Here is a 16,264-nt window from a genome sequence, read left to right on the forward strand (position 1 = left end):
TCCCCATGCCTGCGGCCTCCGCGCGCCTGCATTCCTGAAACGCGCACCCGCGAGCGCGTCCGGTGGCGTTCGCCTGCCGCGGCAGACCAGGATCCTGCGCAACCCCGCTCACACATCAGGCATCCGGGCGCGCTCAGCCCCGGGATCCCCGCACCCGCGCTGCCCCGCGCCTGCATTCCTGAAAGGCGCACAAATGCACGCACACTCACCCGTTAACCACCGCAGGCAGACCCGAAGGCCTGCCTGCAGCAACTGCGAAAAGGAGGAGGAGTCGCTAGACCGTGACGGTCGCGAGCACCTCGTCGAGGACGGCCGAGGCCTCCTCGTCGGTGGATTTCTGGGCGAGAGCGAGCTCGCTGATCAGCACCTGACGCGCCTTGAGGAGCATGCGCTTCTCACCGGCGGACACTCCGCTGTCTTGGTCGCGGCGCCAGAGGTCGCGGACGACCTCGCTGACGCTGTAGACGCTTCCGCTGCCCATCTTCTCGGTGTTCGCCTTGAAGCGACGCGACCAGTTGCCGGGCTCTTCGACGTGATCGCTGCGGAGTACGTCGAACACCGCCTCAACACCCTTGGCATCGATGACGTCGCGGACGCCGACCAGGTCGACGTTATCGACCGGCAACTCGATCATGAGATCGCTGGCGTGGACGTTCAGGGTGATGTATTTCTTCTCAGCGCCCTTGATGGTGCGGGTCTTGACCGCGGTGATGGTGGCGGCGCCGTGGTGGGGATACACGACGGTCTCCCCTACTTCGAAAATCATCTAGTCGTGCCTCTGTTCTCTTTGCGTGTCGTCTCGGCAGTCTTACCATTCTACCCGATAAATCCGTTGTATGATCCGCGGCTCTAGACCGACCGGGACGCCCTCCCCGGTGACGTGGGCCGGATCCTGCCACAATGGCACGACCATGCCGATCAGCCGCCGCGTCTTCGTGACCGGATCCCTTACCGGAGCCGGGGTGCTGGCGCTGTCGGCCTGCTCGAGTCCGTCTCCGGCTCCGACGGCGAGCAGTCCGGCGCCGACCGGTACGCCGACGCCCACCACGACGACCGCCTCCGGTGTGACGCCGGCCGCATTCCGGCGCAGTTCGTGGGGCGACGACCCCTACGCGTACGGCTCGAACAGCGTCCTGACGACCGAATCCACCTCCGCCGACCGCGAGACCCTGCGAGCATCGCTCGACGACAAGGTGTTCTTCGCGGGCGAGGCCGTGGCCGAGACGTCGCCCGGCACCCTCACGGGTGCTCGCCTGTCGGGTGTCGCCGTGGCCGCCGAGGTCGCCACCGTAGCGGCTCCGGGCGAGCGCATCGCCGTGATCGGCGCGGGCATCGCGGGCGCGACTGCCGCTCGCACGCTCGCCGATCAGGGTTTCGACGTGGTTGTGATCGAGGCGCGGCAGCGAGTCGGCGGCCGGATCGCCTCGTCCCAGGGCGATGACTGGCCGATCGAGGTGCAGACCGGCGTCTCGATGCTGTTCGGCGACGGAGCCGCCGACCTGGAGAGTCTGCTCACGAGCGCTGGCGTTGTGACGGTGCCGTTCGAGGCCGAGACGACAGCACTTCGAGGATCCGCGCGTACCCGATTCCCGACCACCGCCACCGTCGCCGCCACTCTCGCTTCGGCCCGCGCCTGGGCCGACCGTCAGAGCGCCGAGGTCAGCGTCGATGGCGCACTCGACGGTTCCGGTGCTCGGTCGAAGCTGTCGAGTGCGCCCGACGCGTCGGGAGTCTCCGATGCCGACCGTCTGGCCTGGGTTCTCGCGGAGGCGCTCCCCGCGCGTTTTGGCGCCGATGCCGACGTGCTGTCGTCTCGCGCACTCTCCGTCGGGGCCGCACCGGTCGACGCCCAGCTCGTCACGAAGGGATTCGCCGCCTACGTCTCCGGGCTGCTGACCGATCTCGACGTGCTGCGGGGCAGCAACGTCACTCAGATCACGTACGCCAACGAGGGCGTCGGTCTCCGCCTGGTGACGGGCGAGTCGCTCTCGGCCGACCGGGTCGTGTCGACGATCCCGCTGGGCGTGTTCAAGAAGCAGCGCATCGTCTTCGTCCCGGAGCAGTCGGCGGTGCGTCGCAGCGCCATCGACCGGCTCGGCATGGGCGTGCAGGATGTGCTCTGGCTGCGCTTCGACGAGCGCGTCTGGTCGACCGACGACACCGTGTGGGCGATCCTCGACGACGACGCGACCTATCGCCTGTGGGTCAACCTCGAGCCGGCGACGGGCTACCCGATCCTGGTTGCGCTGATCGGCGGCGAGTCGGCGGTGGCGGCCGAGAAGCTGAGCGATGCCGAAGCGGTCGCTGCGGCGGTGGCCGATCTCGCGCCCTATCTCGACCGGGTGGCAGACGACGCGTCGCCCACCCCGTCGCCGACCCCGAGCTCGTGAGGTGCGGCCGCCCGCTCGGGTGAGCCGTCGGATCCTGCGTTCGTGTCGCCACCCGAGGCGAACACGCGGCGCCGCCTCGCCAGGTGCCCGGGCCGAACATGGCTCAGGCCGATGAGCGCCGTCAGCACGCCGACGAAGATCGCGAGCACGAGGGCGTTGTAGAGCCGGAACTGCTCGGGGCTCACCTGCGTCGGGTCGAGGAAGAAGTACGGGTACCAGCGCACCTCGCGGCCGCGCTCGAGCGTGTAAAGACCCCAGATCAGCGGAAAGATCAGCACCAGAGCGAGGGTGCGCCAGCGGACGGGCGTGCGACCCGGAGCGAGGATCCAGTCGAGCAGCACGTAGGCGGAGATCCAGAAGTGGAGCACCTGGCTCGAGGTGGGGAACGCCAGCGCGTAGTGGTGCGAGGCCGACTGCGTGACGAGCACGGCGAAGACGACTCCCGAGACGATCACGTAGGTGGTGACGATGGCGTGCACCGCGGCGAACCACGGTGGGTCGCTCCGGCCCCGGAAGGTGAGGATGCCCGAGACCACCAGCACGGCCACGTTCGCCATGTTGCTCTGCTGCGTGAAGTAGCTGAAGTAGTTCGCGGTCGCGAAGGTCGAGAACCCGAGGACGTACTCGAAGTTGGCGACGAGCGCGGCGATGGCCACGCCGGCCGCGGCGAGGCGCAGGAGGCCGGAGACACGGAAGGTCCACGGCGTCTGCATCCGACCGAGGGTACCGAGAGCGGCAGGGAGAGCACCGAGCGAAGGATCCGACGGGGTCACCTGGTCACGGCCGGCCGGTTCGACGCGGGGCCTGCAGTCGATGAGAACGAGCTCCTACTCGTCGACGGCGTTGAATCGCTCGAGCCCGTCGGCGAGACGGTCGATGTCGTCGTCGCTCCAGTCGGCGAGGCGCCGCTCGAGCTCTGCATGGTTGGCCCGAATCGACCGCTGCAGCAATTCACGCCCGCGGTCGGAGAGGAGCAGCAGCTGGCCGCGCGCCTGACTCGTGATGGGTTGGACGCCGACCTCGACGAGCCCGAGCTCTTGGAGGTCGCCGATCTGGCGCGAGACGGTGGAGCGGTTGAGGCGCATGGCCGACGCGATGTCGACGGCGCGGCAGTCGGGGGTGACCGCGATGAAGTTGAGGAGCGTGTGCTGCACGACGGTGAGCGGCTCGGCCGTGCGGCGGCTTCGCGCGGCCGCCCGGCGGGAGATGGCCTGCAGTTCGGCGTAGACGGCCTGCATTCGGTCGTCGCGTTTCGTGGTCACGTCGTCGAGCTTAACGATCGGGTGTAATGTCTTTCTGTGTTGCATACTGCAACAATAACTCCCCCCGTCTTTGAAAGGCAGCATGTCTACGCATACGCACTCGCTCCAGGAGGTCGCGATCCGCCAGTCCCCGCGTCGTGACGACCACAGCCACCGGCTGCCGTCGTCCTCGTCGGGCCGCGAGACGCCCGCTGGTCCGCGAATGTTCTTGGGCACGCCCGTCTCCGTCTTCAAGGCGTTCGGCACCGCGATCCTCGTGCCGCTCTTCCTGGGCCTCGGAATGACGCTCGCCTACCTCGGCGCCTTCCACCAGCCGACGCCGCACGAGCTCCCCGTGGCAGTCGTGGGCACCAGCGCCGAGGTCAAGGTCTTCGCGCAGACGCTCAGCGACGGGGCCGACGGCCAGCTCAGCGTTCGCACCGTCCCGTCGGACGCGGTCGCTCGCCAGCTCATCACCAACCGCGAGATCACCGCGGCGTACGAGCCCACCGCCAGCAGCGCGTCGCTCCTCGTCTCGTCGGCCGCGTCCGAGACGAGCGCCAACGTCGCTCAGAAGGTGTTCCTGCCGATCGCCTACGAGTCGAAGCTGCCGTTCACCGTCGTCGACGTCGTGCCGTCGTCCGCCAACGACTCGACCGGACAGGGACTCTTCTTCCTCCTCGTCGGACTCAGCGTCGGCTCGTACGCCACGGCTGCCGCAGTCGCCGCCTTCGCCTCACGTCTCGGCATCCGCTGGTCGCTCGTGACCGCCGCCGTCCTCTCCGGCGTCGTCGCCGCCATCGCCCTGATCATCGCCGGACCCGTCTACCACGTGGTCGACGGCCACGTCTGGGGCACCTGGCTCGCCGGCTGGCTCTACTCGCTGGCGATCGTGCTGATCGGCGTCGGCCTGCACCCGGTGTTCCGCCACTGGACGACCGCCGCCCTCACCATGCTCTTCGTCATGTTCAACTTCACCTCTTCGGGCGGAATCTTCGCCGTGCACCTCATGCCCGCGTTCTTCGCCGCTCTACACGGCTTCTGGAACGGCGCCGCCTGGCTCGACGCCGCGCAGACCATGCAGTACTTCCCCGGCCAGTCCTTCGGGTGGGACATCCTCCGCCTCGGCATCTGGGCCGCCGTCGGCCTCGGCCTGACGCTGCTCACCCACCTCCTGAGCCGTCGCCGCACGCGCATTGCGAACGAGCGCGTGGTCATGCGCGAGGAGGAGCAGGTGGTGGCGGCGTAGGTGGGTGCTGCGGGTTCGCGGTCGCGTGCGCGTTCGCGTTCGCGTTCGCGTTCGCGTTCGCAGAACAGGAGACCAGTCGCGCGTGGGCGTGAGCACGCGGGGTGCGGGGCGAGGCAGCGACAGAACGCCTGAAGTACGACCAGCGCCGGAGCGATCGCACCGCAGAGCCACCCGACGCTAGGGCCCGCGGGAGCGCTTGGCCAGTTTGAGCACCTCAGGAACTCCCGGTTCTGTTCCCCTGTGCGCAACTCAGGCGTCCAGGCCCCGCGAGGCTCCGCACCCGCGCGAATCGCCCCACGCGCGCCCCGTTGCCTCAAAAGCGGACCGCACGCAGGATCCTGCACCACCCCGCACACCCCCACCCCGCCCGCAACTCAGGCATGCAGGCCCGGCCAAGCCCTGTGCCCGCGCAAATCACCCGTCACGCGCCTCGCTGCCTGAAAAGCGGACCGCACGCAGGATCCGGCCCATCGCCGCACACCCCACCCCCGCCCGCAACTCAGGCATGCAGGCCCGGCCAAGCCCCACACCCGCGCAAATCGCCCGTCACGCGCCCCATCACCTGAAAAGCGGACCGCACGCAGGATCCGGCCCATCGCCGCACACCCCACCCCCGCCCGCAACTCAGGCATCCAAGCCCCGCGTGGTCTCACCCCCCGTACCAATCGCCCCAGACGCGCCTCGTCGCCTGAAAAGCGAACCTCACGCAGGATCCGGCCCGTCGCCGCTAACCCAACCGCGCCCGCAACTCAGGCATCCAGGCCCCGCCACGCCCCACACCCGCGCCAATCGCCCCACGCGCGCCTCGTTGCCTGAAAAGCGGACCGCACGCACAGAGCGGCCGCTGGACGCCCTCGCATCCTGCGGCCGCTCGCCCGCGTGAGCTACTTCGCAGAGGACAGGTCGTACACCGTGCTCCCGCCCACGGTCGTCGCGGTGAAGTTCGCCTCCACCCAGGTCTTGATCGCCGAGGAGGTCGACGATGAGCCGCCGCCCATCCCGCCTCCGGAGCCACTCGACACGTAGTAGCCGATGTCGCCCGCGGCCACGTAGGCCTTGAACTCGGCGAGGGTCGGCGTCGGGTCGTCGCTCCAGCCGCCGATCGCCATCACCGCGGTGCCGCTCGAGAGCTCGAGCGTCGCCGCCGACTGGTCGTTGTTGACCGCTGCCGCCCAGCGCGCGGTGCTCTTCTTCAGGAGGGTGTCGAGAGCAGTGGAGGAGGTCGTGCCACCCATTCCTGCAGAGGAGGAAGACGACGAAGACGAGGATCCGCCCGACGCCGAGTCATCCGATGTGCCGGCAGAGCTCGAGTCCGATCCGCCCGGCGCGGTGCCGCCCGGCGCAGTGCCGCTCGGCATCTCGCCGGTGGGCGCGTCACCCGAACCGGAGCCGCCCGAGGGCATCTCGCCGCTCCCGCTGCCGCCGAACCCGCCGGTGCCGGACGGCGGGGTTCCACCACCGCCAGGGCCACCCGTGCCACCGCCCATGCCGCCGCCGCCACCCATACCGGACGAGCTCGACGACGATCCCACGCTCGGAATCGACCCCGAGTGCCCGACCGACGCCGTCGCCACGGCATACGCTCCCGATCCCCCGAAGGCGAACAGAGTGCCGACCAGCACGGCCGCGAGGGTCATGCGACGGAAGGCCGCGATCGAACCGATCACGAAGCCGATTGCCGCGAGCACCGAGCCGATGAGCACGACCCACTTGAGCCAGGGCATCCAGGTCGCGTTCTCCGAGAGGAGGTGGAACGACCACGCGCCCGTTCCGGCGATGGCGACTGCCAGGCCGAGGCGTCCGAGCCAGGTGGTGCGCATGCGCCAGAGGAGGGCGCCGCCGATGCCGATGAGTCCAGCGATCGCCGGTGCCAGAGCGACCGTGTAGTACGGGTGGATCGTGCCGCTGGTGAAGCTGAAGACGAGAGCGGTGACGATCAGCCAGCCGCCCCACATCACGAGGCCGGCGCGGAGTGGGTCGAGGCGAGTTCGACGGCCGGCAATGAAGAGACCCAGCACGAGCAACAGCAGTGCGGCAGGCAGCAGCCACGAGATCTCGAGTCCCATCTCGCTCGAGAAGAGGCGGGTGAGGCCGGTCGAACCGCCGAAGGATCCGCCTGCGGTTCCCCCTCCGGCGCCGCCACCGCCGCCGTTACCCGACCCCGAGCCGAAGAAGCGGCCGAGCCCGTTGTAGCCGAAGGCGAGCTCCAGCACAGAGTTGTTGGTCGAGCCGCCAATATAGGGGCGGGAGTCGGCCGGCCAGATGGCGACGATCGCGACCCACCAGCCGGCACCGACGACGACTCCGACGAGCGCGCCGAGCACGTGCAGAAGGCGCCTCCAGATCGTTGTGTTACCTGCGAGTAGATAGACGAGCACGAAGGCCGGGGCCACGAGAAGGCCCTGCAGCATCTTTGTCAAGAAGGCGAAGCCCAGCACGAGCCCGGCTGCGGCCAGCCACTTCCAGCTCGCCCTGGGCAGAGCGCGCACCACGAAGTAGGCGGCCAGCGTCATGAGCAGGACGAGGAGCGCGTCGGGGTTGTCGAAGCGGAACATCAGCGCGGCGGCCGGGGTGCAGGCGAGCGCGAGGCCACCGACGAGGGCACCGGCGGCCGAGAGGCGCGGGCCGAGCGCGGCGAGGCTGCGCCGCACGATGGCGAAGACCAGCGCGACACTGCCCACGCCCATCAACGCCTGCGGAACGAGGAGGCTCCACGCGTTGAAGCCGAAGATCCGAGCCGAGATGCCCATCACCCACAGCGACGCCGGCGGCTTGTCGACGGTGATGAAGTTCGACGAATCCAAGGATCCGAAGAAGAGAGCTTTCCAGCTCTGACTCCCCGCCTGCACGGCGGCGGCGTAGAACGAGTTCGCCGTGCCGCTGGCCGACAGCCCGACGATGTAGAGGAGGCCCGTGGCGACGAGGAGCCCCCAGAGGCTCGGCCTCACCCAGGCGGGGTCGGCGCGGCTGCCGAGGAGCACTCGGGCGGCGAGTCGGCGTTCTCCGGCGGCACCGGGCGACGGTCTGGTCGCGGTGCTTCCGGTGAGAGGTCCGGCGTGTGCGGTCATGGATAGTCCTCCGGGTTGGCGGACTTCGAGGATCGCTGGCGCGGCTTTCGGCTTTCTATGAGGCGTCGATACGCCTGCTATGCATCGTGCGCGCCACACACGTCGAGACGTCGAAACCCCCGCGGTCGGCGAGCAGGTGGTCGGGGAACCACCACGCACGCCGCCCCGCGGGGGTTCAGCGTTCGAACTGCGCTACAAGCGCAGCTCTAAGCAGCTGCGGCCTCGGAGGTAGCGGCGACGAGCTTCTCAACGACGTCGCTCAGCTGGCCGACGACCTCGGCGTCGTCCTTCGGGTGCGTCTCAGCGAAGCGGACGACCGAGCCGGGGATCGCGAGCTTGACGTCGTCGAGCACCTTGGCACCGGTGATGCCGAAGGCCTTGCGGGTCTCGTCCTGCGCCCACACTCCGCCGAACTGGCCGAACGCGGAGCCGATCACTGCCGTGGGCTTGCCCACGAGGTTCGACTCGCCGTAGGGGCGCGACGCCCAGTCGATGGCGTTCTTCAGGCTGGCCGGGATGGTGCCGTTGTGCTCGGGGGTGACCACGAGGATCCCGTCCGACGCACCGATGGCCGCGCGCAGCTTGGCGGCTCCCTCCGGCACGGCACCCTCGACGTCGATGTCTTCGTTGTAGAAGGGGATGTGGCCGAGGCCCTCGTGGATCGTCAGCGTGACGCCCTCGGGAGCGACCTGGGCGGCCGCTTCGGCGAGCTGGCGGTTGGTGCTGGCAGCGCGGAGGCTGCCCACGAGGACGAGGATCGAGGAATCGGACATGTTTTCTCCTTTGGTGGCAAACAGATACAAACCGCCCAATTCGGCTGACCGCGCTCGTATTCCCGCGGTCACGAATTAGCCGACGCGTGATGTCGATTTCGGCGATCCGAAAAGCTGGTGCGACGGCGACACCCCATGCCAGGGTGGACGAATCGAAGGGGAGTAGTTCCTCCAACGGTGCGTCGACATACTGGCGGTCACGACGACCAGCCCGGCGTACCTCCTCGTGACAGCCGCTCCCGGCGGCTGAGCGAGGCGAACGAGACCTTCGGCCATTCAGGCCGAAGCTCCTCCCTGCCCGGAAGCGCTCGGCCGCGACCGAAAGCCCGCCATGATCACTCGTTCTCTTCCTGCGCCACTGGTGCGTCGGATCCTGCTCTGCCTCGCCATCGCCGTGCCCGCCGTGGTGTTCCGCATCACCGGTTTCGCGCCGAACCCCGTCGTCGATCTGGTCGTGTTCGGGGCCGCCGTCGTCGCGGCGTCGTTCTTGCTCGCCTGGGCTGCCGAGGCCGCGCAGAAAGACATCTCGGGGGCGCTCGCCATTGCGATCCTCGCTCTCATCGCCGTGCTGCCCGAATACGCCGTCGACCTGTACTACGCGTTCCGATCCGGCTCCGATCCGGCCTACGAGCAGTTCGCCGCCGCGAACATGACCGGCTCGAACCGTCTGCTCCTCGGCTTCGGTTGGCCGCTCGTCGTATTCGTCGCGCTCTTCATCGCCCGCCGCGCCGCCGCGGCTCGAGGAGCATCCGGCCGCGCGGTTCCCCGGGCACTCGACCTGCCGGGATCCTCGCGTCTCGATGTCGGTGTGCTCGCGATCGTGGCCGTCATCGCGTTCGTGATCCCCCTTACCGGTCAGATCGCCCTGTGGTTCGGCATCATCCTGATCGCCATCTTCGCCGCCTACCTGTGGCGGGCCGGCAACGCCGCGAACGATGACGACGACGACGAGTTCGTCGGAACGGCAGCGCACATCGCAGGCCTGCCCGCGCGCCTTCGCAAGATCACGTTCGTGGCGATGTTCGTCGTCGCGGCGGCCGTGATCCTCTCGTCGGCGGAACCCTTCGCCGATGCCCTCGTGCAGTCGGGATCGTCGCTCGGCATCGACAGCTACTTCCTCGTGCAGTGGCTCGCACCGTTGGCCACCGAGGCGCCGGAGTTCATCGTCGCGGTGCTGTTCGCCCTGCGCGGCCAGGGTGCCGCCGCCATCGGAACGCTGATCGCCTCGAAGATCAACCAGTGGACCCTCCTCGTCGGATCGCTCCCCATCGCCCACCTCCTGGGTGGCGGCGGCACCGACCTCCCCCTCGACGGGCGCCAGGTCGAGGAGTTCGTCCTGACCGCGTCTCAGACCGTGATGGGGGTCGCGATCATCGTCGCGCTGCGCTTCCACCGGTGGGCCGCCATCGCGCTGGTCGCCCTGTTCGCCCTGCAGTTCGTCGTCACCGGCGAGACCGGGCGCTACGTGCTGAGCGCCGTGCACATCGCGGTCGCGCTCGTGGCGCTGTGGCTGCAGCGGCGCGACATCCTGCCGACGATCACGGCGCCGTTCCGGCGGCAGTCGTCGATCGCGGCGGGCCCGGGCGAGCGGGAGCTGGCGGGTTCGGCGCGCTAGCAGCGCGGGCTCGGGGTTGCAGGACGCCGGGCTCGCAGTGCACGGTGCGGCTGCGGGTGCGGGTGCGCATTTTAGGCATGCAGGCGCGCCCGGCAGCGCTCACCCCGCTACGCGGCCGAGCGGATGCAGACTTCCTGATGCCCGCACGGTGGGCAGGGCGCTGCGAGGGCAGACGCCAGGGCCCGCGGGAGTGCCGCGCTGAGCCGATCGCGCTGAGGTCCCCCTGGTTTTCCTGAGCCGGGTGCATCGACGACGGAACGAATCAGGGTTCCTGACTCGCGGGCACCCGAGCACCGCGCTCCCGCGGGCCCCGACGCCACCAGGCTCGGCGCCGTGCACCCCGCGCCGCTCGCGAGATGGCCGAAACTGCGCCCCACCGCCGCGCACCCGTCGATCAAGCCACCTCGCGAGAGCGCTGGCTAGTGCGCGTGCCCCTCGGCCTCGCTCGTCACCCAGATCGCCTCGGCCGCGACGGTCGCGAGCTCGGTCGTCGCGACGACGGTCAGGTCGCCCGCCTGGAGGATCTCGAGCCCGAGACTCCCGGCGAAAGCGTGCCGCTCTGCGAGGCGGACGTGCGACCCGACCGTGATGGCGAGCCCTCCGAGAAAGCGCAGCAGTGCAGGATCGTGGTCGCTGACGCGCACGACCCCCGCACACGATCCGTCGCCGATTTCGGTCAGGCGCCGACCGCGCGGGTGGGTGATTGTTCCGTCAGCGCGAGGAATCGGATCGCCGTGGGGGTCGTGGTCAGGAAAACCGAGCTCGGCGTCGATCTTGGCGAGGAGGCGATCCGAGACGGCGTGCTCCAGGATCTCGGCTTCGTCGTGCACTTCGTCCCAGCCGTAGCCGTGATGTTCTACGAGGTAGGTCTCGATGAGCCGGTGACGCCGGACCACCTGAATGGCCAGAGCACGGCCGGTCGGGCTGAGCGTGGCGCGACCGTAGGGCTCGTACTCGAGGTACCCCTCGCGGGCGAGTTTCTTCAGGTTGCCGGAGACACTTGACGCGACGACACCCAAAGTCGAAGCGAGCTCGTTTGTCGTGAGCCCTTTACCGGACCACTCGTGGGCCTTCCAGATGACCTTGACGTAGTCCTCCGTCATGGTGCCGGCGGTCGGTGTGCTCATGCTCCCAGGGTATTGGCCCGACACCGCACCCATCACCTGCCGCCGACCACACCGGCGCCGTCACCGCCGAAACAACTACCGCCGCTCACACCACCGCCGGAACCGCAGCCGGCACGACTCTCACCAGCACGGCCTTCGACACGGGCGTATTGCTGGCGATCGATGCGCTGTCGAGGGGCACGAGCAAATTCGCCTCGGGGAAGTAGGCGGCGGCGCATCCCTTCGCCGTCGGATACGACACCACGCGATAACCCCGCAGGGCGCGCTCGACGTCGTCAGTCCAGTCGGTGAAGACGTCGACCGACTGCCCGTCGACGAGACCGAGTTCGTCGAGGTCGTCGGGATTGATGAAGACCACCTCGCGACCCTTCTTGATGCCGCGGTAGCGATCGTTGAGGCTGTAGATGGTGGTGTTGTACTGGTCGTGAGAGCGCAGGGTCTGCAGAAGGAGTCGCCCCTCGGGCCGTTCGACGTGCTCGAGGTCGTTGACCGTGATCATGGCCTTGCCCGTCGCGGTATCGAAGGTGCGGGAGTCGCGCGGCCCGTTCGGCAGAACGAACCCCTCGCGGCTTCCGGCCCGCGCGCTGTAATCGTCGAACCCGGGGACGACCCGGCTGATGTGATCGCGGATGACGTCGTAGTCGTCTTCCATTGCCGTCCAGTCGACGGGAACGCTGTCGCCGAGCGTCGCTTTCGCGAGCCGAGCGACGATGGCGATCTCGGAGAGGAGGCCCGGTGCGACCGGAGGCACCTGCCCGTGGCTGCCGTGAACCGAGCAGACCGTGTCTTCGACCGAGACGAACTGCGGACCGGCCTTCTGAATGTCGATCTCGGTCCGCCCCATCGTGGGCAGGATAAGTGCCTCCGCCCCGACGACCGCGTGCGATCGGTTGAGCTTCGTCGAGACCTGCACGGTCATCTCGGTGCCGCGGAATGCCTTCTCAGCGGCCTGCGTGTCGGAGATGGCGGCGACGAGGTTGCCGCCCATGCCCATCCAGAATTTGATGTCGCCCTTCTGCATCGCCTTGATGCCTTTGAGCGCGTCGACCCCGTGCTTGCGCGGCGGGTCGAAGTGAAACTCCTGCTGCACAGCGTCGAGGAAGGTGTCGGACATCTGCTCCCAGATGCCCATCGTGCGGTCACCCTGCACGTTGCTGTGACCTCGGATCGGCGACGCACCCGCTCCGGGCTTGCCCATGTTGCCCCGCAGCAGGAGCAGGTTGATGATCTCTTTGATCGTGTCGACGGCTTTGCGGTGCTGGGTGATACCCATCGCCCAGGTGATGATGACCCGATCGGCCGAGATGTAGCGCTCGGCGAGTTCGTCGATCTCGGCCGTGCTCAAACCCGTCGCCAGCAGCACCTCGTCGTCGTCGATCTCGGCGACGTGCGCGCGGAACTCCGCGAGCCCCGCGCAGTGCTCCTCGAGGAAGGCGTGGTCGAGCACGGTGCCCGGTGCAGCGTCTTCGGCCGCGAGCACCCTTTTCGACACGGCCTGGAGCAACGCCATGTCGCCCCCCAGGCGAATCTGCAGAAACTGGTCGGCGATCTCGGTGCCGTGCCCGACGACGCCGCGAACACGCTGGGGGTTCTTGTATCGACGCAGGCCGGCCTCGGGCAGAGGGTTGACCGCGACGATCTTGGCGCCGTTCTTCTTTGCGTCTTCGAGGGCGGTCAGCATCCGCGGGTGGTTCGTGCCCGGGTTCTGCCCCATCACGATGATGAGGTCGGTGTTCTCGAAGTCGTCGTACGCGATCGTCGACTTGCCGATGCCGACGGTCTCGGACATCGCCATACCGGTCGATTCGTGACACATGTTCGAGCAGTCGGGCAGGTTGTTCGTGCCGAAAGCACGCACGAAGAGCTGGTAAATGAACGCCGCCTCGTTGGAGGTGCGGCCAGACGTGTAGAAAGACGCTTCGTCGGGAGAGTCGAGCGAGTTGAGCTTCGACCCGATGATCTCGAACGCGCGCTCCCACGTGACCGGCTCGTAGAACTCAGAGCCCTCTCGCTTGTAGACCGGTTCGGTGAGGCGCCCCTGCATGCCCAGCCAGTACTCGCTCTTATCGAGGAGGTCGCTGATCGGGTGCTCGGCCCAGAACGTGCGTGGCACGAGCACCGGGTTGGCCTCCCAGGTGACCGCCTTGGCGCCGTTCTCGCAGAACTCCGCGACCTTGCGGTGATCCGGGTCGGGCCATGCGCAGCTCATGCAGTCGAAGCCGTCTTTCTGATTCAACGACGTCATCAGCTTGACGGTGCGGGCGAGGCCGAGCTGCTTGATCGCGGGCTCCATCGAATGCAAGACGCCCGGCACACCGGCCGCCCACTCGCGGGGCGGCCCCACGGTGAGGTCGTCGTCGTTCACATCGTGGACGGGAGGCTTTTCGGTCATCGCGCGCTCGCAGTCTTCTCGGAGATCGTCAGTTCGTTCGTGAGTTGCAGTGTGGCCCGCCCGTCAGGCGAGGGCTCGGGGGCCGACGGGGAGGGAACAGCGCCCAGGATCCGATCCGGGCGCGAGTACACGACCATGCTCTGCCCCCGCAGAAACCCGACGATCGTGACACCGAGCTCCGTCGCCAGGTCGATGGCAAGCGAGGAGGGAGCCGACACAGCGGCCATCACGGGGATCCCCGCCATGGACGCCTTCTGGGTCAGCTCGAAGCTAGCCCGACCCGACACCATGAGCACGGTGCCGGTGAGCGGCAGGCGGTCTTCTTTCACTGCCCAGCCGACCACCTTGTCGACGGCGTTGTGCCGCCCGACGTCTTCGCGGATCACGAGCATCTCGCCGGTGGCGCCGTCGAAGAGCGCGGCCGCGTGCAGCCCACCGGTCTTCTCGAACACGGCCTGCGCCTCTCTCAGGGCGTCGGGGAACGTCGCGAGAACGGCAGGATCGACGACGAGTTCGTCGTGTTCGACAGCATGCTGGGAGCTCGTCCGCACGGCATCGATAGAGGCTTTGCCGCAGAGCCCGCAGGAGCTGGTGGTGTAGAAGGCTCGCTGGAGACTCGGATCGGGTGGCGCGACTCCCGGAGCCAGGATCACGTCGAGCACGTTGTAGGTGTTGAGCCCCTCGTCGGTCGCGCCGGCGCAGTACATGGCCCGCATGAACTCGTCGCCTCGCGCGATGACCCCCTCGGAGACCAGGAATCCGGCCGCCAGATCGAAGTCGTTGCCGGGAGTCCGCATCGTGATGGCGAGAGCGGTACCGCCGACGCGAATCTCGAGCGGCTCTTCGACGGCAAGTGTGTCGATGGTCAGCGTCGGGGCCTTGCCGACGGTCACCCGAGTGACCGGGGCACGTGACGTGATGCGGTTCATAAGTGCAGGCCTATCATTCGAAGGAGAGGATCACCAGGGCAGTCGCACGGTGTCGAGCATGTCTCCGCGTCGAGAACCGCCCGGAGGGGCCACCATGAGCCCCTCGGATTCGGTCAGACCCCGCAGCATGGCGGATGACTGCTGAGAGGCCGGCACAGCCCCGCCCTCCCCCATCGCGTAGGCGAGAACGAGGTCGTCGTCGCGGTTGTTGTCGATGTCGACCCCGGTTGCGACTCGACCGGTTGCCGGCAGCGGCCGCCCGAGGAGGCTCGCGACGAGAGGGAGCCCGAGACTCACGAGGCAGACCATCGCTGCCATGGGGTTACCGGGAAGACAGAGGTAGAGGCGGTCGGCCTGCTTCGCCAGCAGAACCGGGTGCCCCGGCCGCATGGCTGTGCGATCGATGACGAACTCGGCGCCGAGTGCACTCAGGGCGGCACGAATGTGATCTGTGCTGCCCGCCGCAGTGCCGCCCGTCGTCACAACGAGCTTCGCCTCGACATCCAATGCCGCGACCGTCGACGAGAGGTCGTCGGGAACGCGTTCGGCGCTTCGAGGATCAGCCCCGACCGAGCGAAGGATCCCCGGAAACACGTGAGTGAAGACATCGCGCACCTGCCCTGCCCGGGGTGACCCCGACCCCACGATCTCGTCGCCCAGCACTCGCACGGCGACCACGGGCGCCTCCGCCACCTCGACGCTGTCGACCCCGGCGGCGGCGGCGAGTGCCGCGCGGGGCGGCGAGAGGATCGTTCCGGCCGTGAACAGGAGCTCGCCCGCCCGGACCTCCTCCCCCGCCGGCCGGATGTGGCGTCGTCGCGGTGCACCGCCCCCAAGCGTGGCGCGGAGCACGAGTCGGCCGCCACTGTCGACCTCTCCGTCTTCGGCTCGAACGACCCGAGTGGCCCCGACGGGAACCGGGGCTCCCGTCGTCACCGGCCGAGCCGCGCCCCGCACCAGAGGAACTCCTGCGGGCACGTCGCCCGCCACGATGGGTGCTCCTATCGCCCACGGCCCGTCTCCGGAGACGGCCCAGCCGTCCATGGCCGAGCCGTCGTGCGCGGGAACGTCGGTCGGAGCGAAGAGATCGTCTGCCAAGGTGCGGCCGACGGCAGTAGCCAGGGAGATGGTTTCGACGCGCATCGGCTGACCGGCACCGGCCTCGTAGGCCAGTGCACGGGCAGCGAGCCAGCCGGGAAGCGTCTGACTCATCGCGAGGCGGTGCCGGCCTCGTCGGTCGCGAGCTGGGTGGCGACGCCGACCGCGGTGGTCACGTCGGTGGCGCCCCCGCCCTGCAGCCCGGCCGCATAACCCACGAGGAACGTCGTCACCGGGGCGGCAGGCCGCGCGACGCCGTGGGCCGCATCGCGAGCGAGGTCGAGCACCTCGTCGAGATCGAGCTCAAAGTCGGCGGGGAGCCGGAGGGCTTTGGAGAGCCTCGCGACCCAGGTGGTGAGAACGTCGTGGTCGGTCATGGAGC

13 protein-coding genes are annotated in these 16,264 nt (G+C 68.6%); 3 read left to right on the forward strand and 10 right to left on the reverse strand.

The window, feature by feature from the left end:
- Positions 1-274: 274 nt before the first annotated feature.
- A complete protein-coding gene (locus tag ITJ49_RS08285; RefSeq protein WP_055959934.1) occupies positions 275-766 on the reverse strand; it encodes a CarD family transcriptional regulator in 492 nt (163 codons plus the stop codon).
- Positions 767-911: 145 nt separating this feature from the next.
- Here ITJ49_RS08285 and ITJ49_RS08290 point away from each other — a divergent pair, with 145 nt between their 5' ends.
- Positions 912-2,390: an FAD-dependent oxidoreductase gene (locus ITJ49_RS08290; protein WP_194603840.1), complete on the forward strand. Its 1,479-nt coding sequence runs from the start codon at positions 912-914 to the stop codon at positions 2,388-2,390.
- Here ITJ49_RS08290 and ITJ49_RS08295 read toward each other — a convergent pair.
- Both ITJ49_RS08295 and ITJ49_RS08300 read right to left on the reverse strand, forming a co-directional pair.
- The gene (locus ITJ49_RS08295) at positions 2,330-3,103 is read right to left on the reverse strand and encodes a Pr6Pr family membrane protein (RefSeq protein ID WP_194603843.1); all 774 of its coding nucleotides are present in this window, start codon (positions 3,101-3,103) and stop codon (positions 2,330-2,332) included. The genes ITJ49_RS08290 and ITJ49_RS08295 overlap by 61 nt on opposite strands.
- Before the next feature lie 114 nt (positions 3,104-3,217).
- Positions 3,218-3,652 carry a MarR family winged helix-turn-helix transcriptional regulator gene (locus tag ITJ49_RS08300; protein ID WP_158613180.1) on the reverse strand — a complete coding sequence of 145 codons (435 nt, stop codon included), beginning with the start codon at positions 3,650-3,652 and terminating at the stop codon, positions 3,218-3,220.
- 82 nt (positions 3,653-3,734) lie between these two features.
- Between ITJ49_RS08300 and ITJ49_RS08305 the strand changes: the two genes are divergently transcribed.
- Positions 3,735-4,880: a hypothetical protein gene (locus tag ITJ49_RS08305; protein ID WP_194603846.1), complete on the forward strand. Its 1,146-nt coding sequence runs from the start codon at positions 3,735-3,737 to the stop codon at positions 4,878-4,880.
- A gap of 884 nt (positions 4,881-5,764) precedes the next feature.
- Here the strand turns inward: ITJ49_RS08305 and ITJ49_RS08310 are convergent.
- Entirely contained in the window at positions 5,765-7,948 is a 2,184-nt protein-coding gene (locus tag ITJ49_RS08310) for a glycosyltransferase family 39 protein (protein WP_194603849.1), read from the reverse strand.
- 206 nt (positions 7,949-8,154) lie between these two features.
- The gene (locus ITJ49_RS08315) at positions 8,155-8,721 is read right to left on the reverse strand and encodes an NAD(P)H-dependent oxidoreductase (RefSeq protein ID WP_194603852.1); all 567 of its coding nucleotides are present in this window, start codon (positions 8,719-8,721) and stop codon (positions 8,155-8,157) included.
- 331 nt (positions 8,722-9,052) lie between these two features.
- On the opposite strand from ITJ49_RS08315, the gene ITJ49_RS08320 reads away from it, so the two are divergent.
- Positions 9,053-10,336 carry a sodium:proton exchanger gene (locus tag ITJ49_RS08320; protein WP_194603855.1) on the forward strand — a complete coding sequence of 428 codons (1,284 nt, stop codon included), beginning with the start codon at positions 9,053-9,055 and terminating at the stop codon, positions 10,334-10,336.
- Positions 10,337-10,755: 419 nt separating this feature from the next.
- On the opposite strand, the gene ITJ49_RS08325 is transcribed toward ITJ49_RS08320, so the two are convergent.
- The 5 genes from ITJ49_RS08325 to ITJ49_RS08345 form a co-directional block, all read right to left on the reverse strand.
- Entirely contained in the window at positions 10,756-11,463 is a 708-nt protein-coding gene (locus ITJ49_RS08325) for a metal-dependent transcriptional regulator (RefSeq protein ID WP_194603857.1), read from the reverse strand.
- Between the two features lie 85 nt (positions 11,464-11,548).
- Positions 11,549-13,855 carry an FdhF/YdeP family oxidoreductase gene (locus ITJ49_RS08330; protein WP_194603860.1) on the reverse strand — a complete coding sequence of 769 codons (2,307 nt, stop codon included), beginning with the start codon at positions 13,853-13,855 and terminating at the stop codon, positions 11,549-11,551.
- Complete coding sequence (gene fdhD, locus ITJ49_RS08335; protein ID WP_194603863.1) at positions 13,852-14,784, reverse strand: formate dehydrogenase accessory sulfurtransferase FdhD; 933 nt, start codon at positions 14,782-14,784, stop codon at positions 13,852-13,854. Before fdhD ends, ITJ49_RS08330 begins: the two co-directional genes overlap by 4 nt.
- 30 nt (positions 14,785-14,814) lie before the next feature.
- Entirely contained in the window at positions 14,815-15,996 is a 1,182-nt protein-coding gene (locus ITJ49_RS08340; RefSeq protein WP_194603866.1) for a molybdopterin molybdotransferase MoeA, read from the reverse strand.
- Positions 15,993-16,259 (reverse strand): DUF6457 domain-containing protein, encoded by a 267-nt coding sequence (locus ITJ49_RS08345; RefSeq protein ID WP_194603869.1) that lies wholly within the window; start codon positions 16,257-16,259, stop codon positions 15,993-15,995. The genes ITJ49_RS08340 and ITJ49_RS08345 overlap by 4 nt, the downstream gene beginning before the upstream one ends.
- Positions 16,260-16,264 lie beyond the last annotated feature (5 nt).

Origin of the sequence: Frondihabitans sp. VKM Ac-2883 (assembly GCF_015350875.1) — a bacterium.
Taxonomy (GTDB): Bacteria; Actinomycetota; Actinomycetes; order Actinomycetales; family Microbacteriaceae; genus Frondihabitans.